This window comes from Streptomyces sp. NPDC058579 (assembly GCF_042718575.1).
In the GTDB taxonomy this organism is placed as follows: domain Bacteria; phylum Actinomycetota; class Actinomycetes; order Streptomycetales; family Streptomycetaceae; genus Streptomyces.
This window is the reverse complement of the sequence record NZ_JBHXPI010000050.1, coordinates 1-22,846: the sequence shown is the minus strand read 5'-3', so window position 1 is coordinate 22,846 and position 22,846 is coordinate 1. Positions and strand designations below refer to the sequence as shown.

At 71.4% G+C, this 22,846-nt stretch carries 22 protein-coding genes; 11 read left to right on the top strand and 11 right to left on the bottom strand.

Annotated features, from left to right (window positions below; all coding sequences use genetic code 11):
* Nucleotides 1–153: 153 nt before the first annotated feature.
* Genes ACFWRO_RS32850 through ACFWRO_RS32800 form a run of 11 tightly spaced genes read right to left on the bottom strand, consistent with a single transcriptional unit; the run spans nucleotide 154 to nucleotide 11,331 of the window.
* Nucleotides 154–1,290, bottom strand: coding sequence for an LLM class flavin-dependent oxidoreductase (locus ACFWRO_RS32850; RefSeq protein ID WP_384516949.1), 1,137 nt, complete (start codon nucleotides 1,288–1,290; stop codon nucleotides 154–156).
* A gap of 13 nt (nucleotides 1,291–1,303) precedes the next feature.
* Complete coding sequence (locus ACFWRO_RS32845) at nucleotides 1,304–2,431, bottom strand: LLM class flavin-dependent oxidoreductase (protein ID WP_384516946.1); 1,128 nt, start codon at nucleotides 2,429–2,431, stop codon at nucleotides 1,304–1,306.
* A complete protein-coding gene (locus ACFWRO_RS32840) occupies nucleotides 2,428–3,861 on the bottom strand; it encodes an NtaA/DmoA family FMN-dependent monooxygenase (RefSeq protein ID WP_384516943.1) in 1,434 nt (477 codons plus the stop codon). Before ACFWRO_RS32840 ends, ACFWRO_RS32845 begins: the two co-directional genes overlap by 4 nt.
* Nucleotides 3,858–5,129, bottom strand: coding sequence for an LLM class flavin-dependent oxidoreductase (locus ACFWRO_RS32835; RefSeq protein ID WP_384516940.1), 1,272 nt, complete (start codon nucleotides 5,127–5,129; stop codon nucleotides 3,858–3,860). The genes ACFWRO_RS32840 and ACFWRO_RS32835 overlap by 4 nt, the downstream gene beginning before the upstream one ends.
* A gap of 56 nt (nucleotides 5,130–5,185) precedes the next feature.
* On the bottom strand, nucleotides 5,186–5,743 hold the full coding sequence (gene ssuE / locus ACFWRO_RS32830) for an NADPH-dependent FMN reductase (RefSeq protein WP_384516937.1): 558 nt from the start codon (nucleotides 5,741–5,743) through the stop codon (nucleotides 5,186–5,188).
* A gap of 34 nt (nucleotides 5,744–5,777) precedes the next feature.
* Nucleotides 5,778–6,767, bottom strand: a complete 990-nt coding sequence (locus ACFWRO_RS32825) for a transporter substrate-binding domain-containing protein (protein ID WP_384516934.1) — start codon at nucleotides 6,765–6,767, stop codon at nucleotides 5,778–5,780.
* A gap of 45 nt (nucleotides 6,768–6,812) precedes the next feature.
* Nucleotides 6,813–7,577: an amino acid ABC transporter ATP-binding protein gene (locus tag ACFWRO_RS32820; protein ID WP_384516931.1), complete on the bottom strand. Its 765-nt coding sequence runs from the start codon at nucleotides 7,575–7,577 to the stop codon at nucleotides 6,813–6,815.
* Nucleotides 7,574–8,644 (bottom strand): amino acid ABC transporter permease, encoded by a 1,071-nt coding sequence (locus tag ACFWRO_RS32815; protein WP_384516928.1) that lies wholly within the window; start codon nucleotides 8,642–8,644, stop codon nucleotides 7,574–7,576. Before ACFWRO_RS32815 ends, ACFWRO_RS32820 begins: the two co-directional genes overlap by 4 nt.
* A gap of 13 nt (nucleotides 8,645–8,657) precedes the next feature.
* Complete coding sequence (locus ACFWRO_RS32810; RefSeq protein WP_384516926.1) at nucleotides 8,658–9,626, bottom strand: ABC transporter substrate-binding protein; 969 nt, start codon at nucleotides 9,624–9,626, stop codon at nucleotides 8,658–8,660.
* Nucleotides 9,623–10,192, bottom strand: a complete 570-nt coding sequence (locus ACFWRO_RS32805) for a GNAT family N-acetyltransferase (RefSeq protein ID WP_384516923.1) — start codon at nucleotides 10,190–10,192, stop codon at nucleotides 9,623–9,625. Before ACFWRO_RS32805 ends, ACFWRO_RS32810 begins: the two co-directional genes overlap by 4 nt.
* On the bottom strand, nucleotides 10,189–11,331 hold the full coding sequence (locus ACFWRO_RS32800; RefSeq protein WP_384516921.1) for an LLM class flavin-dependent oxidoreductase: 1,143 nt from the start codon (nucleotides 11,329–11,331) through the stop codon (nucleotides 10,189–10,191). The genes ACFWRO_RS32805 and ACFWRO_RS32800 overlap by 4 nt, the downstream gene beginning before the upstream one ends.
* 654 nt (nucleotides 11,332–11,985) lie before the next feature.
* On the opposite strand from ACFWRO_RS32800, the gene ACFWRO_RS32795 reads away from it, so the two are divergent.
* The 11 genes from ACFWRO_RS32795 to ACFWRO_RS32745 all read left to right on the top strand — a co-directional run bounded on the left by ACFWRO_RS32795 (nucleotide 11,986) and on the right by ACFWRO_RS32745 (nucleotide 22,792).
* Nucleotides 11,986–13,005, top strand: coding sequence for an amino acid ABC transporter permease (locus ACFWRO_RS32795; RefSeq protein WP_384516919.1), 1,020 nt, complete (start codon nucleotides 11,986–11,988; stop codon nucleotides 13,003–13,005).
* 14 nt (nucleotides 13,006–13,019) lie between these two features.
* Entirely contained in the window at nucleotides 13,020–13,478 is a 459-nt protein-coding gene (locus tag ACFWRO_RS32790; protein WP_384516917.1) for an RrF2 family transcriptional regulator, read from the top strand.
* A 143-nt stretch (nucleotides 13,479–13,621) separates the two neighbouring features.
* Complete coding sequence (locus ACFWRO_RS32785; RefSeq protein WP_384516914.1) at nucleotides 13,622–13,723, top strand: putative leader peptide; 102 nt, start codon at nucleotides 13,622–13,624, stop codon at nucleotides 13,721–13,723.
* A gap of 128 nt (nucleotides 13,724–13,851) precedes the next feature.
* Nucleotides 13,852–14,955 carry an aliphatic sulfonate ABC transporter substrate-binding protein gene (locus ACFWRO_RS32780; protein ID WP_384516912.1) on the top strand — a complete coding sequence of 368 codons (1,104 nt, stop codon included), beginning with the start codon at nucleotides 13,852–13,854 and terminating at the stop codon, nucleotides 14,953–14,955.
* Nucleotides 14,956–15,105: 150 nt separating this feature from the next.
* Nucleotides 15,106–15,954 carry an FAD binding domain-containing protein gene (locus ACFWRO_RS32775; RefSeq protein WP_384516909.1) on the top strand — a complete coding sequence of 283 codons (849 nt, stop codon included), beginning with the start codon at nucleotides 15,106–15,108 and terminating at the stop codon, nucleotides 15,952–15,954.
* Nucleotides 15,951–18,704, top strand: a complete 2,754-nt coding sequence (locus tag ACFWRO_RS32770) for a molybdopterin-dependent oxidoreductase (RefSeq protein ID WP_384516907.1) — start codon at nucleotides 15,951–15,953, stop codon at nucleotides 18,702–18,704. Before ACFWRO_RS32775 ends, ACFWRO_RS32770 begins: the two co-directional genes overlap by 4 nt.
* Nucleotides 18,705–18,868: 164 nt before the next feature.
* A complete protein-coding gene (locus tag ACFWRO_RS32765) occupies nucleotides 18,869–19,330 on the top strand; it encodes a molybdopterin-dependent oxidoreductase (RefSeq protein WP_384516904.1) in 462 nt (153 codons plus the stop codon).
* Between the two features lie 20 nt (nucleotides 19,331–19,350).
* Complete coding sequence (locus ACFWRO_RS32760; RefSeq protein ID WP_362012479.1) at nucleotides 19,351–19,743, top strand: helix-turn-helix transcriptional regulator; 393 nt, start codon at nucleotides 19,351–19,353, stop codon at nucleotides 19,741–19,743.
* 93 nt (nucleotides 19,744–19,836) lie between these two features.
* Nucleotides 19,837–20,988 carry an acyl-CoA dehydrogenase family protein gene (locus ACFWRO_RS32755; RefSeq protein ID WP_384517007.1) on the top strand — a complete coding sequence of 384 codons (1,152 nt, stop codon included), beginning with the start codon at nucleotides 19,837–19,839 and terminating at the stop codon, nucleotides 20,986–20,988.
* 28 nt (nucleotides 20,989–21,016) lie between these two features.
* A complete protein-coding gene (locus tag ACFWRO_RS32750) occupies nucleotides 21,017–21,802 on the top strand; it encodes an electron transfer flavoprotein subunit beta/FixA family protein (protein WP_384516901.1) in 786 nt (261 codons plus the stop codon).
* Nucleotides 21,803–21,835: 33 nt separating this feature from the next.
* Nucleotides 21,836–22,792 carry an electron transfer flavoprotein subunit alpha/FixB family protein gene (locus ACFWRO_RS32745; protein ID WP_384516899.1) on the top strand — a complete coding sequence of 319 codons (957 nt, stop codon included), beginning with the start codon at nucleotides 21,836–21,838 and terminating at the stop codon, nucleotides 22,790–22,792.
* Nucleotides 22,793–22,846: the final 54 nt, after the last annotated feature.

The following is a 22,846-nucleotide window of genomic DNA, read 5'->3' as shown; positions in this document are numbered from 1 at the left end:
TTTTCGCCAAAGGAGGCGTCAACAGTCAGGGCATTCTTCGTAGGATCGTCCTACCAATCGTCCGGCTGACCGTCCCGCCACACGCCGGAGGGCCCGCTTCCGCTCCCCGTGGGCGGGGGAGAAGCGGGCCCTCCGGCACGGCCGGTGACCGGTTCAGCGGCCGCTGCGGCGGTGCCACTCCTCCGCGAGGAGCCGGTACGAACGCACCCGGTCGGCGTGGTCATGCGTGATCGTCGTGACGAGGAGCTCGTCCGCGCCCGTGGCCTCCTGGAGCTGCTCCAGCTGGTCGGCGACCCGGGCGGCGGTGCCGACGAACTGGGTGTCGACGCGGTCGGCGACGAGCGTCAGGTCCGCCTCGGTCCAGTCGTGGTCGAGGGCCTCGTCCGGGGTCGGGAAGGGAACGGCGCCCTCGCCGGTGCGGATGGAGCGGACCCAGAGGCCGTAGCCGGTGGCCAGTTCGCGCGCGGTCTCGTCGTCCTCGGCCACGACGACGTCCGCGGAGACGCTGACGTACGGCCTGTCGAGCTCCTCGGACGGCTTGAACGCGGCGCGATACCCCTCGGCCGCCTCCAGTACGGTCGCCGGGCTGACGTGGTAGTTCGCGGCGAAGCGCAGCCCGTTGCGACCGGCGACCTCGGCGCTCGCCCCGCCGCTGCTGCCGAGGATCCAGACCTCCACCTCTGCGCCCTCGCCGGGGACGGCGTGCGCCTCGACCCCGTCGGCCGAACGGTACTCGCCGCGCAGCAGCGCCAGGATGTCGTCCACCTGCTCGCCGTACTCCTGGGAGCGCGCGCCGGGCAGGTGCAGGAGCTGGTGCTGGACGCGGAAGCGCGGCGAGTCGATCAGGTGCTCGAAGGAGAACCGCGCCGGGATCGCGAGCCCGTTGGGCGCACGCCCGGCGGCAACTGGCGTGGCGGTATCTGCGGACCCGGGCGGCGGACCCGAGGGGCGCCCGCCGGAGCGGCCGAGGCCCAGGTCGACGCGGCCGGGGTGCAGGGCGTCGATCAGGCCGAACTCCTCGACGGTGGACAGGGCCGTACGGTGGCCGAGCAGCACGGCCCCGGAACCGATCCGGATCGTGGAGGTCGCGGCGGCCGTCAGGGCGAGGACGACGGCGGGCGAGGCGCCGGCCACGCCCGGGTTGAGGTGGTGCTCGGCGAACCAGTAGCGGGCGTAGCCGAACCGCTCGGCCTGCTGGGCGAGGTCGATGCTGTTGCGGAGCGCCTCGGCGACGGTCGAGCCGGACGATATCGGGACGAGGTCGAGGACCCCGAGCGGGATGGCGGGCATGATCGGGTGCTCCTCAGCGGTCGGCGGGCGCGGGGGTCTGGGTGGGAGTGCGGGGACTTGCCGGACGCGTCGGGGAGGCCTCTGCGCCGAGGACCGGGGCCCACGGGAACGGCGGGTCGGGGATCTCCTTTCGCAGCACCGGCGCGATGTCGGACTGGAAGCTCTCCAACGACGCCCGGTGCTGACCCTCAGTCAACCCACCTGCGTCCGCCTGGAGATGGAGCACGCTGTGCCCGAACTGCTCGTGGTACCGGTGCACCTTCTCGATCACCTGCTGCGGGCTGCCGATGAGCGCCGAGCTGCGCTCGACGAAGTCCTCCAGGGTCAGGAACACCGGCTCCACGCCCAGCTGCTTCTGGAACGCGAGGTTCGCCTCGAACACCGGCCGGTACGCGGCGATCGCCTCCTGTGACGTACGCGCCGTGTGGAAGCCCGCCGTCCCCGCGCCGACGACCGCGTGGGCCGGGTCGTGGCCGTGGTGCTCCCAGCGCTCGCGGTAGTGGCGGACGAGCGCGGCGTACGGCTCGATGGGGTGCGTGACGTTGGCGGAGAAGAGCGGGTCCCCGTAGCGGGCGGCGAGATCGACGGACTCCTCGCTGGTCGCGCTGCCGTGCCAGACGCGGACCGGGCGCTGGAGCGGCCTCGGCCACACCTCGGCGGCGTCGAGCTCCGGCCGGAAGCGCGGGGTGGCGGTCACCCGGTCCTCGCGCCAGATCCGGCGGAACAGCTCGTACCCCTCGGCGTTGCGGTCCCACTGGTCCTCGGGGGGCACGTGGAACAGCTCGCGCTGGGCGGTGCCGTTGCCCTTGCCGATGATCAGGTCGAGCCGGCCGTCCGAGAGGTGGTCCAGGGTCGCGTAGTCCTCGTACGCGCGCACCGGGTCGAGCAGGCTGAGCGTGGTGACGGCGGTGAAGAGCCGGATCCGGGAGGTGCGCGCGGCGATGTGGCTGAGGACGACCGGGGGCGAGGAGGAGATGAACGGCCGCTCGTGGCGCTCGCCGACGCCGAAGCCGTCGAAGCCGAGCTCCTCCGCGAGGACCGCGTTGTCGATCACCTCGCGGAAGCGCTCGCGCGTGGGCTTCTTGACGCCCGTCACCGGGTCGGGGGCGTGCACGATGAGGGTGATGGCGAGGAACTTCACGACGCGGCCCGCCCGTTGCCCGCGTGCGGGCGCTCGTCCGGGCGGTGGTCCCGGCGTTCGTCCGGATGGGCGAGGCCGAGATGGTCGCGGAGGGTGGTGCCTGTGTACTCGTGGCGGAAGACGCCGCGCTCCTGGAGCAGCGGTACGACGGTGTCGGCGAACGCGTCCAGGCCGCCGGGAGTCAGGTGCGGGACGAGGATGAAGCCGTCGGCGGCGTCCGCCTGGACGAGGGAGTCGATGGACTCGGCGACGGTGGCCGGGGAGCCGACGAAGGCCTGCCGGCCGGTGGTCTCGATGACCAGCTCCCGGATCGACAGCTTCTCCGCCTCCGCGCGGGCCCGCCACTCCCGGGCGACCGCGAGCGGATCGCGGAACATCCGGACACTGGCCCGGCCCTGGACGACCGTGTGCTCGCCGGGATCCGGGTCGATGTCGGGGAGCGGGCCGTCGGGGTCGTAGCCGGACAGGTCCCGGTTCCAGACCTGCTCCAGGTACGCGAGGGCCGTCTGCCCGCTGACCTGCTGCCGGCGCACCTCGTGGGCCAGCTCCCGCGCCTCGGCGTCCGTGTCGCCGAGGACGAAGGTGGCGGCGGGCAGGATGAGCAGCTCGTCATGGGTACGTCCGTGGCGGGCGAGGCGCCCCTTGACGTCGGCGTAGAAGGCGCGCCCCGCGTCGAGGCCGCTGTGCCGGCTGAAGATCGCGTCCGCGTCGGCGGCGGCGAACTCGCGCCCCTCCTCCGAGTCACCGGCCTGGAAGATGACCGGCCGGCCCTGCGGGGAGCGCGGGACGTTGAAGCGGCCCGCGATGTCGAAGTGCCGTCCCCGGTGCGCGAAGGCTCCGGCCCCCGCGTCCTTCAGGAAGATGCCGGCCTCGGGGTCGGCGACGAGCTCGTCGCCGTGCCAGGAGTCGAAGAGCTCGCGTGCGGTAGCGAGGAACTCCTGGGCCCGGGAGTAGCGCTCCTCCTGCGGGAGGAAGCCGCCGCGCCGGAAGTTCTCCCCGGTGAACGCGTCCCAGGAGGTGACGACGTTCCACGCGGCGCGCCCGCCGGAGAGGTGGTCGAGGCTCGCGAACTGGCGGGCCACCTCGTAGGGCTCGTTGAAGGTGGAGTTGATGGTGCCGGTCAGGCCGAGGTGCTCGGTGACGGCGGCGAGCGCCGACAGGACGGTGAACGTGTCGGGCCGCCCGACGACGTCCAAGTCGTAGATCTGACCGCCCTGTTCGCGCAGCCGCAGCCCCTCGGCGAGGAAGAGGAAGTCGAACTTGGCGCGTTCGGCGGTCCGGGCGAAGTGGGCGAACGAGCTGAACTCGATGTGGCTGCCGGCTCTCGGGTCGCTCCATACGGTGGTGTTGTTGACGCCGGGGAAGTGGGCGGCCAGATGGATCTGCTTACGGGACTCACGGGACTGACGGGGCTTGCTCGAACTGGTCATCGTCGTACGGCTCCTGCTGCTCGCGCGGTGGTGTAGCGGTTGGCCGGCCTGGCGAGTCCGAGCAGCCCGCGCAGGGTGTCCGCCTCGTAGGCGGAGCGGAAGACGCCCCGGCGCTGGAGTTCCGGCACCAGCTCCCGGGTGATCCGCTCCAGGTCGTGGGCGAGCACGCCGGGGCGCAGCCGGAAGCCGGTCAGGCCCGCCGCGCGCCACTCCAGGAGCAGGTCCGCGAGTTCGGCGGGCGTCCCCGTGAAGATCCTGGCGTCGCTCGTGTGGGCCTCGCCCGCGAGCGCGTCCAGGCGCGCCTTGCGGGCCTCGGCCGCGCCCGGCTCGACGTCCAGGAAGACGACCAGGTCGCCGAAGACGTGCACGGTGTCCCCGGCGCGCCCGGCCGCGCTCTGGGCGGTACGGATCTCGGCGACGATGTCGCGGGCGTGGTCGGCGTCGCGCGGGGTGACGTACCCGATGTCCGCCGCGCGGCCGACGAGCCCGTACGGGATGCTCAGGTGCGCCAGGGCGCTCACCACGGGCTGGCCCTGCGGCGGGCGGGGCGTGATGGACGGGCCCCTGACGCTGAAGTACCGGCCCTCGAAGTCGATGGGGTGGAGCCTGTCGCGGTCGACGAAGCGCCCGGTGGCGGCGTCCCGGATCTCCGCGTCGTCCTCCCAGCTGTCCCAGAGCCGGCGCACCACCTCGACGTGGTCGGCGGCCTCGTCGAACAGCTCGGTGAGGAGGTCGTCGCCCGCGGGGGTGTCGTACTCCTCGACGCCGAGCTTCGGGAACGTGCGGCGGCCGAAGTGCGCGGCCTCTCCGGTCCGCCCCGAGACCTGGATCCGCAGGCCGGCGCGGCCGTTGCTGACGTAGTCGAGGGTGGCGATCGCCTTGGACACGTGGAAGGGCTCGGTGTGGGTCGCGACCACGGTCGGCACGAGACCGATGTGCCGGGTCAGCGGCGCGACCCGGGCGGCGACCAGCACCGCGTCGAGCCGGCCGCGCACCTGGTCGGTGCGCTCGTCGGGCTCCGTGGGGTGCGAGGACTGCGGCCCGAGCCCGTCCTCGATGGTCACGAAGTCGAGCAGGCCGCGTTCGGCCTCCGCCACGAGGTCGGCCCAGTGGCCGGGGGTGAACAGCTCGTGGGGCCGGGCGCCCGGCTCGCGCCAGGCGGCCGGGTGCCAGCCCGCGCCGTCGAGCGCGACGGCGAGGTGGAGGGGATGGAGGTCGGGGGCAGGATCAGGGTCGGAGGGACGGGAAGTGGACGGGGGTGCGGACACGGCGGAGGTGCCTTCCTGAGCGGGCGACGGTACGGGGCAGGCCTGCGGGCCCGCCGTCAACCGGCCGCCGCCAGTACCGCCGTACGGCCGCCGAGGGCCTCGGAGAACTGGTCGACGATCTGGGCGAGGGCCCGGTCCGGGCCCGGCGCGACGGTCAGGGTGCCGTCGCCGGCGACCGCTATGTCCTTGTCGAGCGTGAACCAGCCCTGGACGATGTGCGCGGCGCCCATGGAGCTGAGCACCGGGCGGAGCGCGTAGTCGATCGCCAGGACGTGCGCGGTCGTCCCGCCGGTCGCCAGCGGCAGCACCGTCTTGCCGGCGAGCGCGTACTGCGGGAGCAGGTCGAGCAGGGACTTCAGGAGGCCTGAGTAGGCCGCCTTGTAGACGGGCGTGCCGATGACGACGCCGTCGGCGCGGGCGAAGAGCGCGGTCGCCTCGACGATCGCGGGATGGCTGAAGTCGGCGCCGAGCAGCGCCTCGGCGGGCAGCGTACGGACGTCCAGCGGGACGACCTCGTGGCCCTGGGCCGTGAGGCGCGCGTCCAGGTGGCGCAGGAGCCGGGCGGTGCGTGAGGTGGCGGAGGGGCTTCCGGAGACGGACAGGACGGTGGCCATGGCGGACCCTTCGGGGAGAGGTGGGGTGGGGCTGCTACTTGTTGGTCCGGGGCAGGCCGGCCGGGTTGATCTCGGAGCGCGTCACGGCCTCGGCGGTGAGCCCCCAGCGCTTCAGCACCTCGGCGTACGTGCCGTTCTCGATGACCTGGTTGAGCGCGGCGGCCAGCGGCTCGACGAGGCCGCTGTCCTTCTTCGTGGTGGCCGCGATGAGGCCCTGGAGGGCGGCGCCCGCACCGGAGTAGGTGCCCACGACCTCCGTCTTCCCGGAGCTGGCCACGTGGTAGGCGGCGGTCGGGTTGGGGCCGAGGAAGATGTCGATACGGCCGGACTGGAGGGCGAGGTAGGTGTCGGAGGCGTTCTGGTAGTAGGCGATGTCGACCGGCTTCCGGCCGGCCTTCTCGTTCTCCTTGCTCCACTCCACCAGCAGCTTCTCCTGGTTGGTCCCGCTGCTCACCGCGACCTTCTTGCCCGCCAAGTCCGCGGGCCCCGCGACCTTCAGACCGCTGCCCTTCTTCGACTCGAAGGCGAGGTCGTCCTTGCGGTAGGTCGCGAAGTCGTACTTGTCCTTGCGCTCCTCGGTGACGGTGATGTTGCTGAAGCCGACGTCGTACTTGGCGCTGTCGAGGCCGACGAAGATGTTCTCCCAGGAGACGGTGTTGATCTTGAGCTTCAGACCGAGCACGTCCGCGACGAGCGAGGCGATGTCGGTCTCGACGCCGATGACGGTCTTGTTGTCGGTCGCGTAGAAGGTCAGTGGCGCCGCCGAGCCCGAGGAGTCGACGATCTCCAGGGTGCCTCTCTGGCGGATCTTCTCCGGGACCTTGGCGGCTATGGCGTCGACCTTGGCGGTGGTGACGCGGTTCTGCTCCGGGCTCAGGTTGATCTTCGTCGTGGTGCCCGAGGCTCCGGCGACCTCCGTCGTGCCCCCGTCGGACGGGTTGCCGCAGGCGGTGAGGGCGAGTGTGAGGACAAGGCCGAGCGCGGCGGAGAGGGACGTACGGCGGGTGAGCGAGGTGGTGGACACGGTCGTGCTCCTTGAGAAGGGGGGTGAACAGGGATCGGAAGGGGGTCAGAGGACCTTGGAGAGAAAGGCGCGGGTGCGCTCGTGGCGCGGGGTGTCGAGAACGGCCGAGGGCGGGCCCTGCTCCACGACGACACCGCCGTCCATGAAGACCACGGTGTCGGCGACCTCGCGGGCGAAGCCGATCTCGTGGGTGACGACGATCATCGTGGTGCCGCTGCTCGCCAAGTCCTTGATGACGTCGAGGACTTCACCGACGAGTTCGGGGTCGAGGGCGGAGGTCGGCTCGTCGAAGAGGAGCACCTTCGGTTCGAGGGCCAGGGCGCGGGCGATCGCCACCCGCTGCTGCTGGCCGCCGGAGAGCTGGCGCGGGTAGGCGTCGGCCTTGTCGGCGAGGCCGACCCGTTCCAGCAGGCGCCGGGCGGTCTCCTCGGCCTCCTTGCGGAGGCGGCGCAGGGCGGAGACGGGTGCCTCGACGAGGTTTCCGAGGACGGTCAGGTGCGGGAAGAGGTTGAAGTTCTGGAAGACGAACCCGATGTGGGTGCGCTGCCGCAGCACGTCCTTCTCCCGCAGCTCGTACAGCTTGTCGCCGGAGCGGCGGTAGCCGATGAGTTCGCCGTCGATGGCGATCCAGCCGCGGTTGACCTTCTCCAGGTGGTTGACCGTCCGCAGGAGGGTGGACTTGCCCGAGCCTGACGGGCCGAGGATCACGGTGACCTCGCCGGTCCGCACCTGGAGGTCGACTCCGCGCAGCACCTCCAGCGGGCCGAAACTCTTGTGGACGCCGTGGACGTCCACCATCACCTCGCTCATCGGTTGCCTCCCAAAGGCTCCGAGGGGTTCGTGGACTTCAGGGGACTCAGGGGCTTCAGAGGTGTGACGGGCAGGTCGCGCCGGGCCGCCGCAGTCCGCAGGTCGCGGAGGAAGCGCCGGACCCGCTGGAGCGGGGTGGGCGGCGGGGTGCGGCTGCCGCCCCGGGCGAAGTGGCGCTCCACGTAGTACTGGGCGACCGTGAGGACCGTGGTCAGGACCACGTACCAGGCGGTGGCGACGAGCAGCAGCGGGATCACCCGCCCGTTGCGGCCGTAGATGACCTGGACCTGGTAGAACAGCTCGCCGATCGCCATCACGTAGACCACCGAGGTGCCCTTGAGCAGCCCGACGATCTCGTTGCCGGCGGTCGGCAGGATGGCGCGCATGGCCTGCGGCAGCACGATCCGGCGGATCTGCCGCAGCCGGGGGATCCCGAGCGCGGCGGCGGCCTCCAGCTGCCCGTGGTCGACGGCGAGGACTCCGCCCCGGACGATCTCGGCGGCGTACGCGGCCTGATGCAGCGTCAGGCCGATGATGGCGGCGCCGATGGTGCCGATCAGGCTGTTGCTGTCGACGGACCAGAAGACCGGGCCGAAGGGGATGCCGACGCCCAACCGCTCGTACAGGGCGCTCAGATTGAACCAGAACACCAGCTGGACGATCATCGGGATGGACCGGAAGATCCAGATGTACGTCCAGGCCACCGTCTGAAGCACCGGGCTGTGCGACAGCCGCATGAAGGCGAGGACCGTGCCGAGGAGGAAGCCGAGGACGGTGGCGTACGCGGTGAGCTGGAGGGTGACCCAGACGGCCTGGACGATGGTCTCGGACAGGATGTACTCGCCGAAGACGCTCCATTCCCAGACCGGGTTGGTGGCGAGGCCGTGGATGAACTGGGCGACCAGGACGGCGACGGCGACGGCCGCCGCCCAGCGGGCGTAGTGGCGGACGGGGACGACTCTGAGGGCGGCCGGGTCGGGCCGGCCGGGTCTGCCCGGTGGGGCGTGGGGGCCCGAGCCGGCGGGCGGGGCGCTCGCGGCGGGGGCGGGGTCGGTGGTGAGTCCCATCGTGGTGACCTGCTCAACTCTTCTTGTGTTCGGGCGGGTTGATCCGCGAGGTCTCGATCGCGGACTCGGTGGTCCCCCACTTCTTCAGGATCCGGTCGTACGTCCCGTCCTTGATCAGCTCGTTGACGGCGGCCTGGAAGGCGGGCGTGAGCGGGGAGCCCTTCTTGAAGGCGAAGCCGACGTCGAGGCGGTGGAACTCGCCCAGGAAGGTGGTCTGCGCGGCGGGCTGGGCGGCCTGGTGGCGCAGCCCGTTGATGGTCGACATGACGACGTCGATCCGGCCCTGCTGGAGCGCGGTGAGCGTGGCGCCGTTCTCCGCGTAGACCTTCACGTCGTACGGCTTCTTGCCGGCCTCCGCGCAGACCCCCTTGCGTGCGGTGAGGGTGGCCTCGAAGGTGGTGCCCGCTCCGGTGCCGATGGTCAGCCCGCAGAGCTGGGTGAGGTCGGTGACCTTCGTGCCGAGCGCCGTGTTGCCCTTCTTCACGGCGAAGCCCTGGCCGTCGTTGATGTACGTGACGAAGTCGATGGTCTTCAGGCGCTCGGTGGTGACGCCGAAGTTGCCGGTTCCGAGGTCGTACTTGCCGCTGCCGAGGGCGGGCAGGATCGTCTCGAAGGAGGCGTCCTGGCGCTCCAGCTTCAGGCCGAGGACCTTGGCCACCGCGTCGGCGAGGTCGATGTCCTGGCCGGCGGGCGGCTTGTCGGGGCCGTTCGGGTAGTACGCCCCGGGCGGGAAGCCGACGGAGCTGCCGACCCGCAGGGTGCCCGCCGCCCGTACGTCGTCCGGGAGGAGGGCGGCGACCTTGCCCACCGTGCGGACGGCGGCGACCGGGTCGTCGGCCGGTGGGGCGGACGCCTGCGCGCCCGCCGGGGTGGCGGCCGTGGAGCCGGAACCGCAGGCAGTCAGCGCGAGGACCGGCAGCAGCGCGAGCGGGACGGCGACGCGCAGCCGGGTACCGAGGGCGCGTATCGCGGGGAGGTTCACTGGTCGGCGGCCTTTCCAAGCGGGTGCTGGTGGGTGAGGTGTGGGGTGAGGTGCTCGGTGAAGTGCTTCTCGAACGGCAGGAGGCCGAGGGTCTCCGGGGCGGCCTCGGTGTCGAAGAGCGGTGTGTAGCCGGTGACCAGGTAGAGGCCGCGCGCCTCCGGCTGGCGCGGGCCGGTGGTGAGGTAGATCCGCCGGTAGCCGCGCTCGCGCGCCTCGCGCTCCAGTTCGGCGACGACACGGCGGGCGAGGCCGCGCCGCCGGTGGGCGGAGTGCGTCCAGATCCGCTTCAGCTCCGCCGTGTCCGGGTCGTACCGGCGGAACGCGCCGCCCGCGACCGGCACGCCGTCCTCCAGGAGCAGGATCAGCGCGCCGCCGTGGGGCTCCGTGAACTCCTCGTCCGGATAGCGGGAGAGCTCGGTGTGCGCGTCCTTGCCGTAGCGGGCGCTGTACTCCTCGCCCAGTTCGCGGATCAGCGGTTCCACCCGGGGGTCGGAGACCGGTACCTGAATCGCCGTCAATTCGTCTAGCTCAGACGGTGATTGAGCGGTCTCGGCGGTGTACGTCATGCCCGCACCGCCGCGAGGGTCCGCTCCGACGGCAGGCTCTCGCCCTTCGCCGCCCGCTCGGCGTCGCGCTTGGCGACCTCCTCGCGGACGATGGGGATCACGAACCGGCCGAAGTCGACCGCGTCGCCCAGCAGGTCGTAGCCCCGGGCGGAGAGGATGTCGACGCCGAGGTCGTAGTAGTCGAGCAGCGCCTGGGCGACCGTCTCGGGTGTGCCGACGAGGGCGTTGGAGTTGCCCGCGCCACCGGTCGCGGCGGCCGTCGGGGTCCACAGCGCGCGGTCGTACCGCTCCCCCGCCTCGGCGATCGCGATCAGCCGCTGCGAGCCGGTGTTCTGTGGCGCGTCGCCCCGGTGGTGCCGTACGAGGCCCTGCTCGCGCCGGGCGCGGATGGCGCCGACCGTGCGGTGCGCCTTCTCCCAGGCCAGCTCCTCGGTCGGAGCGATGATCGGGCGGAACGCCACCTGGATGCGCGGAACGTCCGTACGTCCCGCTGCCTTCGCGGCGGCCTTGACCGCCTCGATCTGCGCGGCGGTCTCCGCGAGCGGCTCGCCCCACAGGCAGTAGATGTCGGCCTCGGCGCCGCCGGCTTCGTAAGCGGCGGGCGAGGAGCCGCCGAACGAGACGCCGGGCCTGGGCTGTTGGACGGGGAAGACGTCGCTGACGAAGTCGTGGAAGCGGTAGTGCTCGCCCTCGTGGTCGAAGGGCTCGTGCGTGGTCCAGATCTTCTTGACGATCCGGATGTACTCACGGGTTCGGGCGTAGCGCTCGTCCTTGGTGAGGGTGTCGCCCTCCCGGCCCTGCTCGTGATCGCTGCCGCCGGTGATGAAGTGGACGGTCAGCCGGCCCCCGCTGATCTGGTCGAGGGTCGCGAAGGTCTTCGCGGCGAACGTCGGGTACGAGACGTTCGGCCGGTGCGCGAGCAGGATCTGCAGCCGGTCGAGTCTGCTCGCGACGTACGCGGCGGCCGGCGCGGGATCCGGCGCTCCGGAGCCGTACGCGAACAGGACCCGGTCCCAGCCGTGGTCCTCGTGCGCCCGGGCGAGCCGGAGCGTGTACTCCTTGTCGAACGCGCCGCCGGAGCGCGCGGTGGTCTCGGAGCCGTCATGGGTGGCGGCGATGCCAAGGAACTCCACTGGCATGGGAGATGGCCTTTCCTGAGGTCCTCAGTGGCCGCGCCCCCGGGGGCGCCCGGGCGCGCCGGAGCGGCCCTGGGGGCGGCCGGGTGCGACGGCGCTTCAGGGTGGGAAGCGGGAGGTGGGCAGGGAGGTGAGCAGCGAGGTGTGCAGGGGGTGATGACGCCCGGGGCTGGGCCTCGGCCGAGGTGGTGCGGTGGTGGTGCTTGCGGCGGCGGCGCGTCACGTCACGTCACGCGGGACCGGCCGTACGAGGCCGTGCGGCGGCGGTGCGACGAGGTGGGAGAACGGCCCGCGACGGGGTTACCGAGGGAGGGAATGGGCCGGTCGGACGGCCCGCAGCCGCGTCAGGCGCAACACGCGGCGGACCACACACGACCGAAGTCGATGTGGTCTCGGGTGACCAGGCGCTGATCGGCATCCATGCGACCCATTCAGCAGCACATCGCGACTCTCGTCAACCATGGCCCGGGCTCGCGGCCCGAGTTGGGCGAAAGGTTTGCGTGGTTGACACAAACGCGCGGCGGCCGCCTACGATCGAGCCAGGAGCGGCCCGCCTCGTGCGGTCGCCGCCCCCGCCGCGTTGAGGGACGCGGCGCGTGTGATGACGTCGTGCCCGAGGCCCACCCACCCGCGCCTCCCTCTCCAGGAGACCTCCTGATGGTCCCGCCCTCCGCGTCCTCCGCGCCCTCCTCGCCCACGACAGCCCTGAAGGCCGACGGCCCCGCCGACCCCGGCAGCCCTGACAGCCCCGCCGGCCCCGACACCGACCGCGGCACCCCCGACCCGCACCTCGATCTGCCGCGCATCGTCCCGCGCCGGCGCGTCGGGCGATGGCTGACGGCCGTCGCCGCGCTGCTGGCCTTCGCGATGGTGGTCAACTCCGTCGTCCGCAACCGCGCGTTCCAGTGGGACGTGGTCGGCCAGTACTTCACCACGGCCGCCGTGCTCGACGGGCTGCTGCTCACGCTCTGGCTGACCGCCGTCGTGATGGTGCTCGGCTTCCTCCTCGGCACCCCGCTGGCCGTGATGCGCCTCTCCTCCAACCTGGTTCTGTCCAGCCTGAGTTGGGGCTTCGTATGGATCTTCCGGTCCACCCCGCTACTGGTCCAGCTGCTCTTCTGGTTCAACATCGGCGCCCTGTACCCGACGCTCGGCCTGGGCATCCCCTTCGGCCCGGAACTCCTCACCGTCAAGACCGTGAACCTGCTCGGCCCCACGCTCACCGCCGTCATCGGGCTGACCCTGCACGAGGCCGCGTACGCCGCCGAGGTGGTGCGCGGCGGCATCCTGTCGGTGGACGCCGGCCAGACGGAGGCCGCACAGGCCCTCGGCATCGGCAGAGGGCGCACCCTGCTCCGGATCGTCGTCCCGCAGGCGATGCGCTCGATCGTGCCGACCGCGGGAAACATGCTGATCGGCACGTTGAAGGGCACGAGCATCGTCAGCGTGCTCGCGGTGCACGACCTGCTGTACTCGGTGCAGCTCGTCTACAACCAGACGTACCAGGTCATCCCCCTGCTCATGGTCGCCACCGTCTGGTACATCGTGGTCACGACCGTGCTCAGCACGGCCCAGTTCTACGTCGAGCGCCACTACGCCCGCGGCGCCGCCCGCGCCCTGCCGCCGACCCCGCTGCAACGGCTCCGGACCCGGCTCACCGCGCTCAGGAGCGGCTGAGGATACTGGCGGGCATGCGGATCTCAGCCAGGGCGGACTACGCGGTACGTGCCGCGCTGCAGCTCGCCGCGTCCCGTGACGACGAGCCCCTCAAGACGGAGGCCATCGCCGACGCCCAGGACATCCCCCACAAGTTCCTCGAAGGCATCCTGAACGACATGCGCCGGGGCGGCCTCGTGGTCAGTCGCCGGGGCGGCAACGGGGGGTACCGGCTGGCGAGGCCCGCGGAGTCCATCAGCATCGCGGACGTCATACGCGTCGTGGAGGGGCCGCTCGTCTCGGTACGGGGTGTCCGCCCACCGGACCTGTCGTACACGGGCGCCGCCGAGTCGCTGCTGCCCCTGTGGGTCGCGCTGCGGTCCAATGTGCGGGAGATCCTCGAAGGCGTGTCGCTCGCCGACGTCGCGGCGGCCGAACTCCCTTCCGGTGTATCCGAGTTGGCCAGTGCCCCGGACGCCTGGACGAACCCCTGAACCACCGCTGAACCACCCCTGATTCACCTCCGATCTCACCAGTCGAGACCAGGCCGTCCGCCATATGAACACCCCCTTGGGGTGTTCGCCGCCTTCTGCCACGATCCCTATCAACCAGGTAGGAGAACTAGGGATCTGCGGGGGTGGCCGACGTGTGCAAGCAAAACCGCGTGTCGCCCCTGTTGACCTCGCGCCGTCACATCGACCTCGGCCGCCACTCCAGCGCCATCTGTCGCACCGCCTGAGGCGCCGTCCACACCACGGACCGCTCTGCCCACCCCTTGGGACTCACCACGCGCAGCCGTGCCCGTACACGCCTGTACGCACCTTCCTGATCACTTCCTGATCACCCAGCTTCCGAGAGGACACCTCCGTGTCTGCCGCCAGACCGCTCACCACCCTGCGTAACGTCGCCGTCATCGCGGCGCTCCCCCTTCTGCTCGCTTCGTGCGGCTACGGCTCCGAGACCACGACGACCGACGAGAAGAAGGTGGCCGCCGAGGGCGCGAAGCTCTCCGCGGACACGGTCCGGCTCGGCTACTTCCCGAACCTGACCCACGCCACCGCCCTGGTGGGCGACCAGGAAGGCATCCTCCAGAAGGAGCTCGGCGGCACCCAGCTGAAGGTCTCCACCTTCAACGCGGGCCCCTCCGAGATCGAGGCCCTGAACGCCGACTCCATCGACATCGGCTTCATCGGCCCCTCCCCCTCGATCAACGGCTACACCAAGTCCAAGGGCAAGAACCTCCGGATCATCGCCGGCTCCGCCTCAGGCGGCGTGAAGCTGGTCGTCAACCCGGCCAAGATCAAGACCCTGGACGACATCAAGGGCAAGCGCATCGCGACCCCGCAGCTCGGCAACACCCAGGACGTCGCCTTCCTCAACTGGGTCTCCGAGAAGGGCTGGAAGGTCAACGCCCAGAGCGGCAAGGGCGACGTCTCCGTCGTCCGCACCGACAACAAGGTCACCCCCGACGCCTACAAGTCCGGCTCCATCGACGGCGCCTGGGTCCCCGAGCCGACCGCCTCCAAGCTGGTCAGCGAGGGCGCCAAGGTCCTCCTCGACGAGTCGACCCTGTGGCCCGACAAGAAGTTCGTCATCACGAACATCATCGTGTCCCAGAAGTTCCTCACCGAGCACCCCGACGTCGTCGAGGCGGTCCTGCGGGGATCGACCAAGACCAACGAGTGGATCAACGCCAACCCCGACAAGGCGAAGGAATCCGCCAACGCCAAGCTGAAGGAGCTCACGGGCAAGCCGCTCGGCGCCAAGGTCATCGACGCCGCCTGGCCCTCCATCCAGTTCACCGACGACCCGCTCGCCACGACCCTCCAGGCGCAGGCCGACCACGCCGTCAAGGCCGGACTCCTCAAGCAGCCCGACCTCGACGGCATCTACGACCTGCGGCCCCTGAACAAGATCCTCAAGGCCGCGGGCAAGCCGGAGATCAGCGACGCCGGGCTCGGCACCAAGTAGAACGATGTGAGTCGACGGAGTTCGATGTAGGTCGATCATCCAGGACCCTGTGCGCCACACGGAACCCTTTCCGTGTGGCGCACCAGTCGTTTTCAGCCTTCCTCGCGGGCTTCACTGGCCTGGAAGGAGTGGCCGAGCGGCTGGGGAGACATGGACCTGAACACCGTGACCGAGGTGCGCGACGCCCGGCGGCGCGAGCCCTGGCGGGCGGGGGACGCGTGGCTGGGCGGGGGTACGTACCTGTTCTCCGAGCCGCAGCCGCACCTGCGCCGGCTCGTCGATCTGAGCCGCATGGGCTGGGAGCCGCTCACACTCAGGACGGACGGCTCGCTGGAGATCGCGGCGACGTGCACGATCGCCCAACTATCCCGTTTCGGCCGGTCGTTCGGCGCGCGGGCGGCTCCGCTGATCGAGCAGTGCTGCCGGGCGTTCCTCGCCTCGTTCAAGATCTGGAACATGGCGACCGTCGGCGGGAACCTGTGCAACGCGCTGCCGGCCGGACCGATGATCTCGCTCACCGCCGCGCTCGACGGGGAGTGCCTGCTCCAGTCGCAGGCCGGGACGGTGCGCCGGGTGAAGGTCGCGGACTTCGTCACCGGCGCGGGCCGCAAGGACCTCGCCGAGGGCGAGCTGCTGCGCTCGGTCACCCTGCCGGCCCGCGCGCTGGCCTCCCGTACGGCGTTCCGGCAGGCCTCGCTCTACGGGCTCGGCCGCTCGGGCGCCCTGGTCATCGGGGCGCTCGACCCGGTGGACGGCTCGCTGGCGGTGACGATCAGCGCCGCGACCGTACGGCCGTTCCGCCTCTGGTTCCCGCTGCCGCCGGACCGTGAGGAGCTGCGCCGGGCGGTCCAGGGCGCCGTCGGCGCGGAGGACTGGTTCGACGACATCCACGGACTGCCCGAGTGGCGGCGGCACATGGGCTTCCGCCTCGCCGAGGAGGTCCGCCGCGACCTGGCGGCCCCGACCACCGCACCGCCGCTCCCGGAGGGGGACCGATGACGTACGAGATCGAGATCAACCGGCGCACCTTCGACGAGGAGCCACGGCCGGGCCAGTGCCTGCGCACCTATCTCCGCGAGCGCGGCTGGTTCGGGGTGAAGAAGGGGTGCGACGCGGGCGACTGCGGCGCGTGCACGGTCCACGTCGACGGGGAGCCCGTGCACAGTTGCCTCTACCCCGCAGTTCGGGCCGAGGGACGGGCCGTCACCACCGTCGAGGGCCTCGCCTCACCCGAGGGCGAACTCCACCCGGTGCAGCGGCAGTTCCTCGACGCGCAAGGCTTTCAGTGCGGCTTCTGCACCGCCGGGTTCCTGATGACCACCGCAGCCCTGGACGAGGATCAGCTCACCGACCTGCCCCGCGCCTTCAAGGGCAACATCTGCCGCTGCACGGGCTATCGGGCCATCGAGGACGCCGTGCGCGGTGTGCGGCACACCGAACGCCCGTGCGCGGGGAAGGCGGTGGGGAAGAACCTCGGCGCGCCCGCCGGGCCGCTGGTCGTCACCGGCACGGCCCGCTACACCTTCGACGTCGAGGTCCCCGGGCTGCTGCACATGAAGCTGCTGCGCTCCCCGCACCCGCACGCCCGGATCGTCTCCCTCGACACCTCCGCCGCGCTGCGCGTCCCCGGTGTCCACGCCGTCCTCACCCACGAGGACGCCCCGGCCACGCTGTACTCCAGCGCCCGGCACGAGCACCCCACCGAGGACCCCGACGACACCCGCGTCCTCGACGACACCGTGCGGTTCGTCGGGCAGCGGGTCGCGGCCGTCGTCGCCGACAGCGAGCAGGCGGCAGAGGAGGGCTGCCGGCGGATCGAGGTGGTGTACGAGCAACTCCCGTACGTCACCGACCCCGAGGCCGCGATGGCGCCCGGCGCGCCCGCGCTGCACGGCGACAAGGGGCCCGAGGCGCGGATCGCGCGGGCCGCCGAGAACGTGGCGGGCGAGGTGCACGGCGAGATCGGCGACGTCGGGGCGGGGTTCGCGGAGGCGGACGTCGTGTACGAGGAGACCTTCCGCACCCAGCGCGTCCAGCACGCCAGTCTGGAAACCCACGGCTGTGTCGCGTACTTCGAGCCGAAGGAGGACGGCACGGGTGAGCGGCTCACCGTCCGCTCCTCCACGCAGACCCCGTTCCTGACGCGCCGCGCCCTCTGCGCCCTGTACGGCCTGCCCGAGGACGAGGTCCGGGTCGTCGCGGGCCGGGTGGGCGGCGGCTTCGGCGGCAAGCAGGAGATGCTGACGGAGGACATCGTCGCGCTGGCCGCGCTGAAGCTGCGCCGGCCGGTGAAGCTGGAGTACACGCGGGCCGAGCAGTTCTACGGCGCGACCACGCGCCACCCCTTCACCATCCGTATCAAGGTCGGGGCGCGCGCCGACGGCACGCTGACCGCCGTACAGATGCGGGTCGTGTCCAACACGGGCGCGTACGGGAACCACGGCCCGGCCGTCATGTTCCACAGCGTGGGCGAGTCGTTCGCCGTCTACCGCGCCCCGCACAAGAAGGTCGACGCGTACTCCGTGTACACGAACGTCGTCCCGGCGGGCGCCTTCCGGGGGTACGGCCTCGGCCAGGTCACGTTCGCCGTGGAGTCGGTGATGGACGAGCTGGCCCGGCTGCTCGGCATGGACCCGCTGGCCTTCCGGGAGAAGAACATCATCGGCCCCGGCGAGGGCATGCACAGCCCGATCGGCGAGGAGGAGGACCTGCACATCGCCTCGTACGGGCTCGACCAGTGCCTGGCGGTCGTCCGCGCGGCCCTCGCCGAGGACACCAGCGACCGCGAGGCGCCCGAGGGGTGGCTCGTGGGGCAGGGGACGGGGATGGCGATGATCGCGACCGGGCCGCCGGGAGGGCACTACGCCGACGCCCGCGTCTCGCTGCTGCCGGACGGTGCGTACGACGTCGCCGTCGGCACGGCCGAGTTCGGCAACGGCACGACCACCGTCCACCAGCAGATCACCGCCGGAGCCCTGAACACCACCGAGGACCGCGTCACGATCCGGCAGTCCGACACCGACGTCGTACGGCACGACACGGGCGCCTTCGGCTCGGCCGGCACGGTCGTCGCCGGGAAGGCGGTCCTGCTGGCCGCGAACTCCCTGGCCGAGCGGCTGCGGACGTTCGCCGCCCGGCACACGGGCGTGGCCCGGCACCTGTGCGTGCTCGGGGCGGAGGCCTTCGACTGCGCGGGCCGGACGGTGACGCTCAAGGAGCTGTACGAGGCGGCGCACGCGAGCGGCGCCGTCGAGGAGATCCGGGCGGACGGCCACTGGGGCGGGTCCCCGCGGTCGGTCGCGTTCAACGCCCAGTGGTTCCGGATCGCCGTCGACCCGGGGACGGGCGAGATCCGCATCCTGCGCAGCGTCCACTCCGCCGACGCGGGCAAGGTGATGAACCCGATGCAGTGCCGGGGCCAGGTGGAGGGCGGTGTCGCCCAGGCGCTGGGCGCGACCCTCTTCGAGAACGTCCGGGTCGACGAGCGGGGCGAGGTGACCACGGCGGCGTTCCGCCGGTACCGGCTGCCGCAGTACGCCGACGTCCCGCGCACCGAGGTCCACTTCACCGAGACGACGGACGCGATCGGGCCCCTGGGCGCCAAGTCGATGAGCGAGAGCCCGTTCAACCCGGTCGCCCCGGCCCTCGCCAACGCGCTGCGCGACGCCACCGGCATCCGCTTCACCGAACTGCCGGTCACCCGGGACCGCGTGTGGCGGGCGATCCACCACCGGGGTCTTGGTGCATGAACCTGGAAGATGCGTGAGTCCGTCTCGTATCAACCTCACAATCGCACGAGAAAGGACCGTATTCGCATAGCAGACGCGGTTCACGGGCCGGAGGGCCGGGTACCAGTGGGCGCAGTCACCGCGGCCTCCGCACCGCCCGTCCCGACGTCCTGAAGGGGAAGCCGATGAGCAGTACCGGGTCCTTCGACCTCTACGGAGAGGTGGCCCGCCCGGTCACGCTGACCGTCGCGGACCTGCGCCGGGGCTGGGAGCAACACCGGGCCGAGGTCGTCTTCGACTGCGCGACCGACGGGGCACGGCACCACACCTTCGAGGGGCCCCTGCTGCGCGAGGTGGTGAGCGGCACCCGGCCCGGCTTCGACCCGGCGCGACGCAAGGACCGATCACGCTTCCTGCTCGCGGTGAGCGGGGGCGACGGCCATCACACGGTGCTGTCCTGGGCGGAGATCGACGCGGACTTCGGCGACGCGCCCATGCTCCTCGCGACGCGGATGGACGACGCCGATCTCGACGAGGCGGGCACCCAGCTCGTCGTCCCCTCCGACCGCTGCGGCGCGCGGTACGTGAGCGCCGTGAAGCGGATCTGGGTCGGCACGTGCCGGCCGCCGGCCGACGGGGCGGTGTAAAGCGCTCTACGGTGTCGCCCATGCAGTCCTACACGATCGGGCAGGCAGCCCGTCTTCTGGGCGTGAGCCCCGACACCGCGCGACGCTGGGCCGACGCCGGCCGCGTCCCGACCCTCCGCGACGACAGCGGCCGCCGGCTGATCGACGGCCGCGACCTGGCCGCCTTCTCCGTGGAGCTCGCCCAGGGCGGGGGCGAGGACGACGCGTCCTACACCTCGGCGCGGAACGCCTTCCCGGGCATCGTCACGGCGATCAAGCTCGGCGACATCGCGGCCCAGGTCACCATCCAGGCCGGCCCGCACCGCCTCGTCTCCCTCCTCACCCGCGAGGCCGTGGAGGAACTCGGACTGGAAGTCGGCATGCAGGCCACCGCCCGCGTGAAGTCGACCAGCGTGCACATCGACCGCACCTGAGGCCCGTCGCTCCCCTGGCCACTGGCGCCCATGGCACTGAGTGTGTTTTGCTGAGGGTACTCAGTGCCACAAGCCTTAGGGGAGCTCACCATCATGGGCAAGGACTTCGACCTGTATCGCCTGTCGGAGGAGCACGAGATGCTCCGGGAGACGGTCCGCGCGCTGGCGGAGGCGAAGATCACGCCGTTCGCCGCCGCGGTCGACGAGGAGGCCCGGTTCCCGCGCGAGGCGCTGGAGGCCCTCGTCGCTGCGGACCTGCACGCGGTGCACGTGCCGGAGACGTACGGGGGTGCGGGCGCGGACGCGCTGGCGACCGTGATCGTGATCGAGGAGGTCGCCCGCGCGTGCGGCTCGTCCTCGCTGATCCCCGCGGTCAACAAGCTGGGCTCCCTGCCGGTGATCCTGTCGGGTTCGGAGGAGCTGAAGAAGACCTACCTCGGCCCGCTGGCGCGCGGCGAGGGGATGTTCTCCTACTGCCTGTCGGAGCCGGACGCCGGTTCGGACGCGGCCGGGATGAAGACCCGCGCGGTCCGTGACGGCGACACCTGGGTCCTCAACGGCGTGAAGCGCTGGATCACCAACGCCGGCGAGTCGGAGTTCTACACGGTGATGGCCGTCACCGACCCCGAGAAGCGCTCCAAGGGCATCTCCGCGTTCGTGGTGGAGAAGGGCGACGAGGGCGTCTCCTTCGGCGCGCCGGAGAAGAAGCTCGGCATCAAGGGCTCCCCGACCCGCGAGGTCTACCTCGACAACGTCCGCATCCCCGCCTCGCGGATGATCGGCGCGGAGGGCACCGGGTTCGCCACCGCGATGAAGACCCTGGACCACACCCGTATCACCATCGCCGCGCAGGCCCTCGGCATCGCGCAGGGCGCGCTCGACTACGCCAAGGGCTACGTCAAGGAGCGCAAGCAGTTCGGCAAGCCGATCGCCGACTTCCAGGGCGTGCAGTTCATGCTCGCCGACATGGCGATGAAGCTCGAGGCCGCCCGCCAGCTCACCTACGCCGCCGCCGCGAAGAGCGAGCGCGTGGAGGGCGACCTGACGTTCTTCGGCGCGGCCGCGAAGTGCTTCGCCTCCGACGTCGCGATGGAGGTCACCACCGACGCCGTCCAGCTCCTCGGCGGCTACGGCTACACCCGTGACTACCCCGTCGAGCGCATGATGCGCGACGCCAAGATCACCCAGATCTACGAGGGCACCAACCAGGTCCAGCGCATCGTCATGGCCCGCAACCTCCCGTAAGCACCTGCCACTTGAAAGGAGCCAGGCCGTGACCCTGAGGATCGCTGTCTGTGTGAAGTACGTTCCCGACGCGACCGGTGACCGCGGTTTCGCCGACGACCTGACCGTCGACCGCGACGAGGTCGACGGGCTGCTCTCGGAGCTGGACGAGTACGCCGTCGAGCAGGCGCTGCGCATCTCCGAGGAGTCCGACGACGCCGAGGTCACCGTCGTCACCGTCGGCCCGGACGACGCCAAGGACGCGCTGCGCAAGGCGCTGTCGATGGGCGCCGACAAGGCCGTCCACGTCAACGACGACGACATCCACGGCACCGACGTCATCGGCACCTCCGCCATCCTCGCCAAGGCCCTGGAGAAGACCGGTTTCGACCTGGTCATCTGCGGCATGGCGTCGACGGACGGCACGATGGGCGTGCTGCCTGCGCTGCTCGCCGAGCGGCTGAGCCTGCCCCAGGTCACCCTGCTCTCCGAGGTCTCGGTAGAGGGCACACTTGTCAAGGGCCGCCGGGACGGCGACGCCGCCACCGAGCTCATCGAGGCCCCGCTGCCCGCCGTCGTCTCGGTCACCGACCAGTCCGGCGAGGCCCGTTACCCCTCCTTCAAGGGGATCATGGCCGCCAAGAAGAAGCCGGTCGAGGAACTGGACCTGGACGACCTCGGCATCGACGCCGACGAGGTCGGCCTCGCCGGGTCCTGGACCCTGGTCGAGTCGGCCGCCGCGCGCCCGGCGCGTACCGCGGGCACGATCGTCACCGACGAGGGCGACGGCGGCAAGCAGCTCGCCGCGTTCCTGTCCACCCAGAAGTTCATCTGATCCACCGTCACTATCGTTCAGGAGCAAGGAATCATGGCTGAGATCCTGGTTCTCGTGGACCACGCCGACGGTGCGGTCCGCAAGCCGGCGCTCGAACTGCTCACGCTGGCCCGCCGGATCGGCGAGCCGACGGCCGTCGTGCTCGGCGCCGGCGAGGCCGCCGCGTCGATCGCCGCCACCGCCGGCGAGTACGGCGCCGCGACCGTGTACGTCGCGGACGGCGCCGAGTTCACCGAGCAGCTCGTCGTGCCGAAGGTCGACGCGCTCACCCAGCTCGCGAAGGACAAGGGCGTCGCCGCCGTCCTCGTGACCTCCTCGGGCGAGGGCAAGGAGATCGCCGCGCGCGTCGCCCTGCGCCTCGGCTCGGGTCTGATCACCGACGCCGTGGAGCTGGAGGCCGGTGACGAGGGCCCGGTCGCGACCCAGTCCGTCTTCGCCGCCTCGTACTCGGTGAAGTCGCGGGTCTCGCACGGCGTGCCGGTCATCACCGTCAAGCCCAACTCCGCCGCCCCGGAGGCCGCTCCGGCCGCCGGTACGGTCGAGAACGTCACCGTCGCCTTCACCGGCAACGCCGCCACTGTCGTCTCGCGCACTCCGCGCGTCTCCACCGGCCGCCCCGAGCTGACCGAGTCCGCGATCGTGGTCTCCGGCGGTCGCGGTGTCGGCGCGGCCGAGGGCTTCGCGGTCGTCGAGAAGCTCGCGGACTCCCTGGGCGCGGCGGTCGGCGCCTCGCGCGCCGCGGTCGACGCCGGCTGGTACCCGCACTCCAACCAGGTGGGCCAGACCGGCAAGCAGGTCTCGCCGCAGCTGTACATCGCGGCGGGCATCTCCGGCGCGATCCAGCACCGGGCGGGCATGCAGACGTCGAAGACGATCGTGGCCGTCAACAAGGACGCGGAGGCCCCGATCTTCGATCTGGTGGACTACGGCGTGGTCGGCGACCTCTTCGAGGTCCTGCCGCAGCTGACCGACGAGATCGGCGCCCGCTAGGGCACCAGGGGCACTCCCCCGCCGAAAGGAAGCGGCCCGGTGGCACTCTGTGCC

Bases quoted from the DNA above. Each gene is read 5' to 3' on its own strand.
- ACFWRO_RS32775 (WP_384516909.1), top strand. From the start codon at position 15,106: ATGGACCTGAACACCGTGACCGAGGTGCGCGACGCCCGGCGGCGCGAG.
- ACFWRO_RS32760 (WP_362012479.1), top strand. From the start codon at position 19,351: ATGCAGTCCTACACGATCGGGCAGGCAGCCCGTCTTCTGGGCGTGAGC.
- ssuE (WP_384516937.1), bottom strand. From the start codon at position 5,743: ATGGCCACCGTCCTGTCCGTCTCCGGAAGCCCCTCCGCCACCTCACGC.
- ACFWRO_RS32840 (WP_384516943.1), bottom strand. From the start codon at position 3,861: ATGACCAGTTCGAGCAAGCCCCGTCAGTCCCGTGAGTCCCGTAAGCAG.
- ACFWRO_RS32765 (WP_384516904.1), top strand. From the start codon at position 18,869: ATGAGCAGTACCGGGTCCTTCGACCTCTACGGAGAGGTGGCCCGCCCG.
- ACFWRO_RS32770 (WP_384516907.1), top strand. From the start codon at position 15,951: ATGACGTACGAGATCGAGATCAACCGGCGCACCTTCGACGAGGAGCCA.
- ACFWRO_RS32790 (WP_384516917.1), top strand. From the start codon at position 13,020: ATGCGGATCTCAGCCAGGGCGGACTACGCGGTACGTGCCGCGCTGCAG.
- ACFWRO_RS32850 (WP_384516949.1), bottom strand. From the start codon at position 1,290: ATGCCCGCCATCCCGCTCGGGGTCCTCGACCTCGTCCCGATATCGTCC.
- ACFWRO_RS32745 (WP_384516899.1), top strand. From the start codon at position 21,836: ATGGCTGAGATCCTGGTTCTCGTGGACCACGCCGACGGTGCGGTCCGC.
- ACFWRO_RS32815 (WP_384516928.1), bottom strand. From the start codon at position 8,644: ATGGGACTCACCACCGACCCCGCCCCCGCCGCGAGCGCCCCGCCCGCC.
- ACFWRO_RS32755 (WP_384517007.1), top strand. From the start codon at position 19,837: ATGGGCAAGGACTTCGACCTGTATCGCCTGTCGGAGGAGCACGAGATG.
- ACFWRO_RS32805 (WP_384516923.1), bottom strand. From the start codon at position 10,192: ATGACGTACACCGCCGAGACCGCTCAATCACCGTCTGAGCTAGACGAA.
- ACFWRO_RS32820 (WP_384516931.1), bottom strand. From the start codon at position 7,577: ATGAGCGAGGTGATGGTGGACGTCCACGGCGTCCACAAGAGTTTCGGC.
- ACFWRO_RS32795 (WP_384516919.1), top strand. From the start codon at position 11,986: ATGGTCCCGCCCTCCGCGTCCTCCGCGCCCTCCTCGCCCACGACAGCC.
- ACFWRO_RS32800 (WP_384516921.1), bottom strand. From the start codon at position 11,331: ATGCCAGTGGAGTTCCTTGGCATCGCCGCCACCCATGACGGCTCCGAG.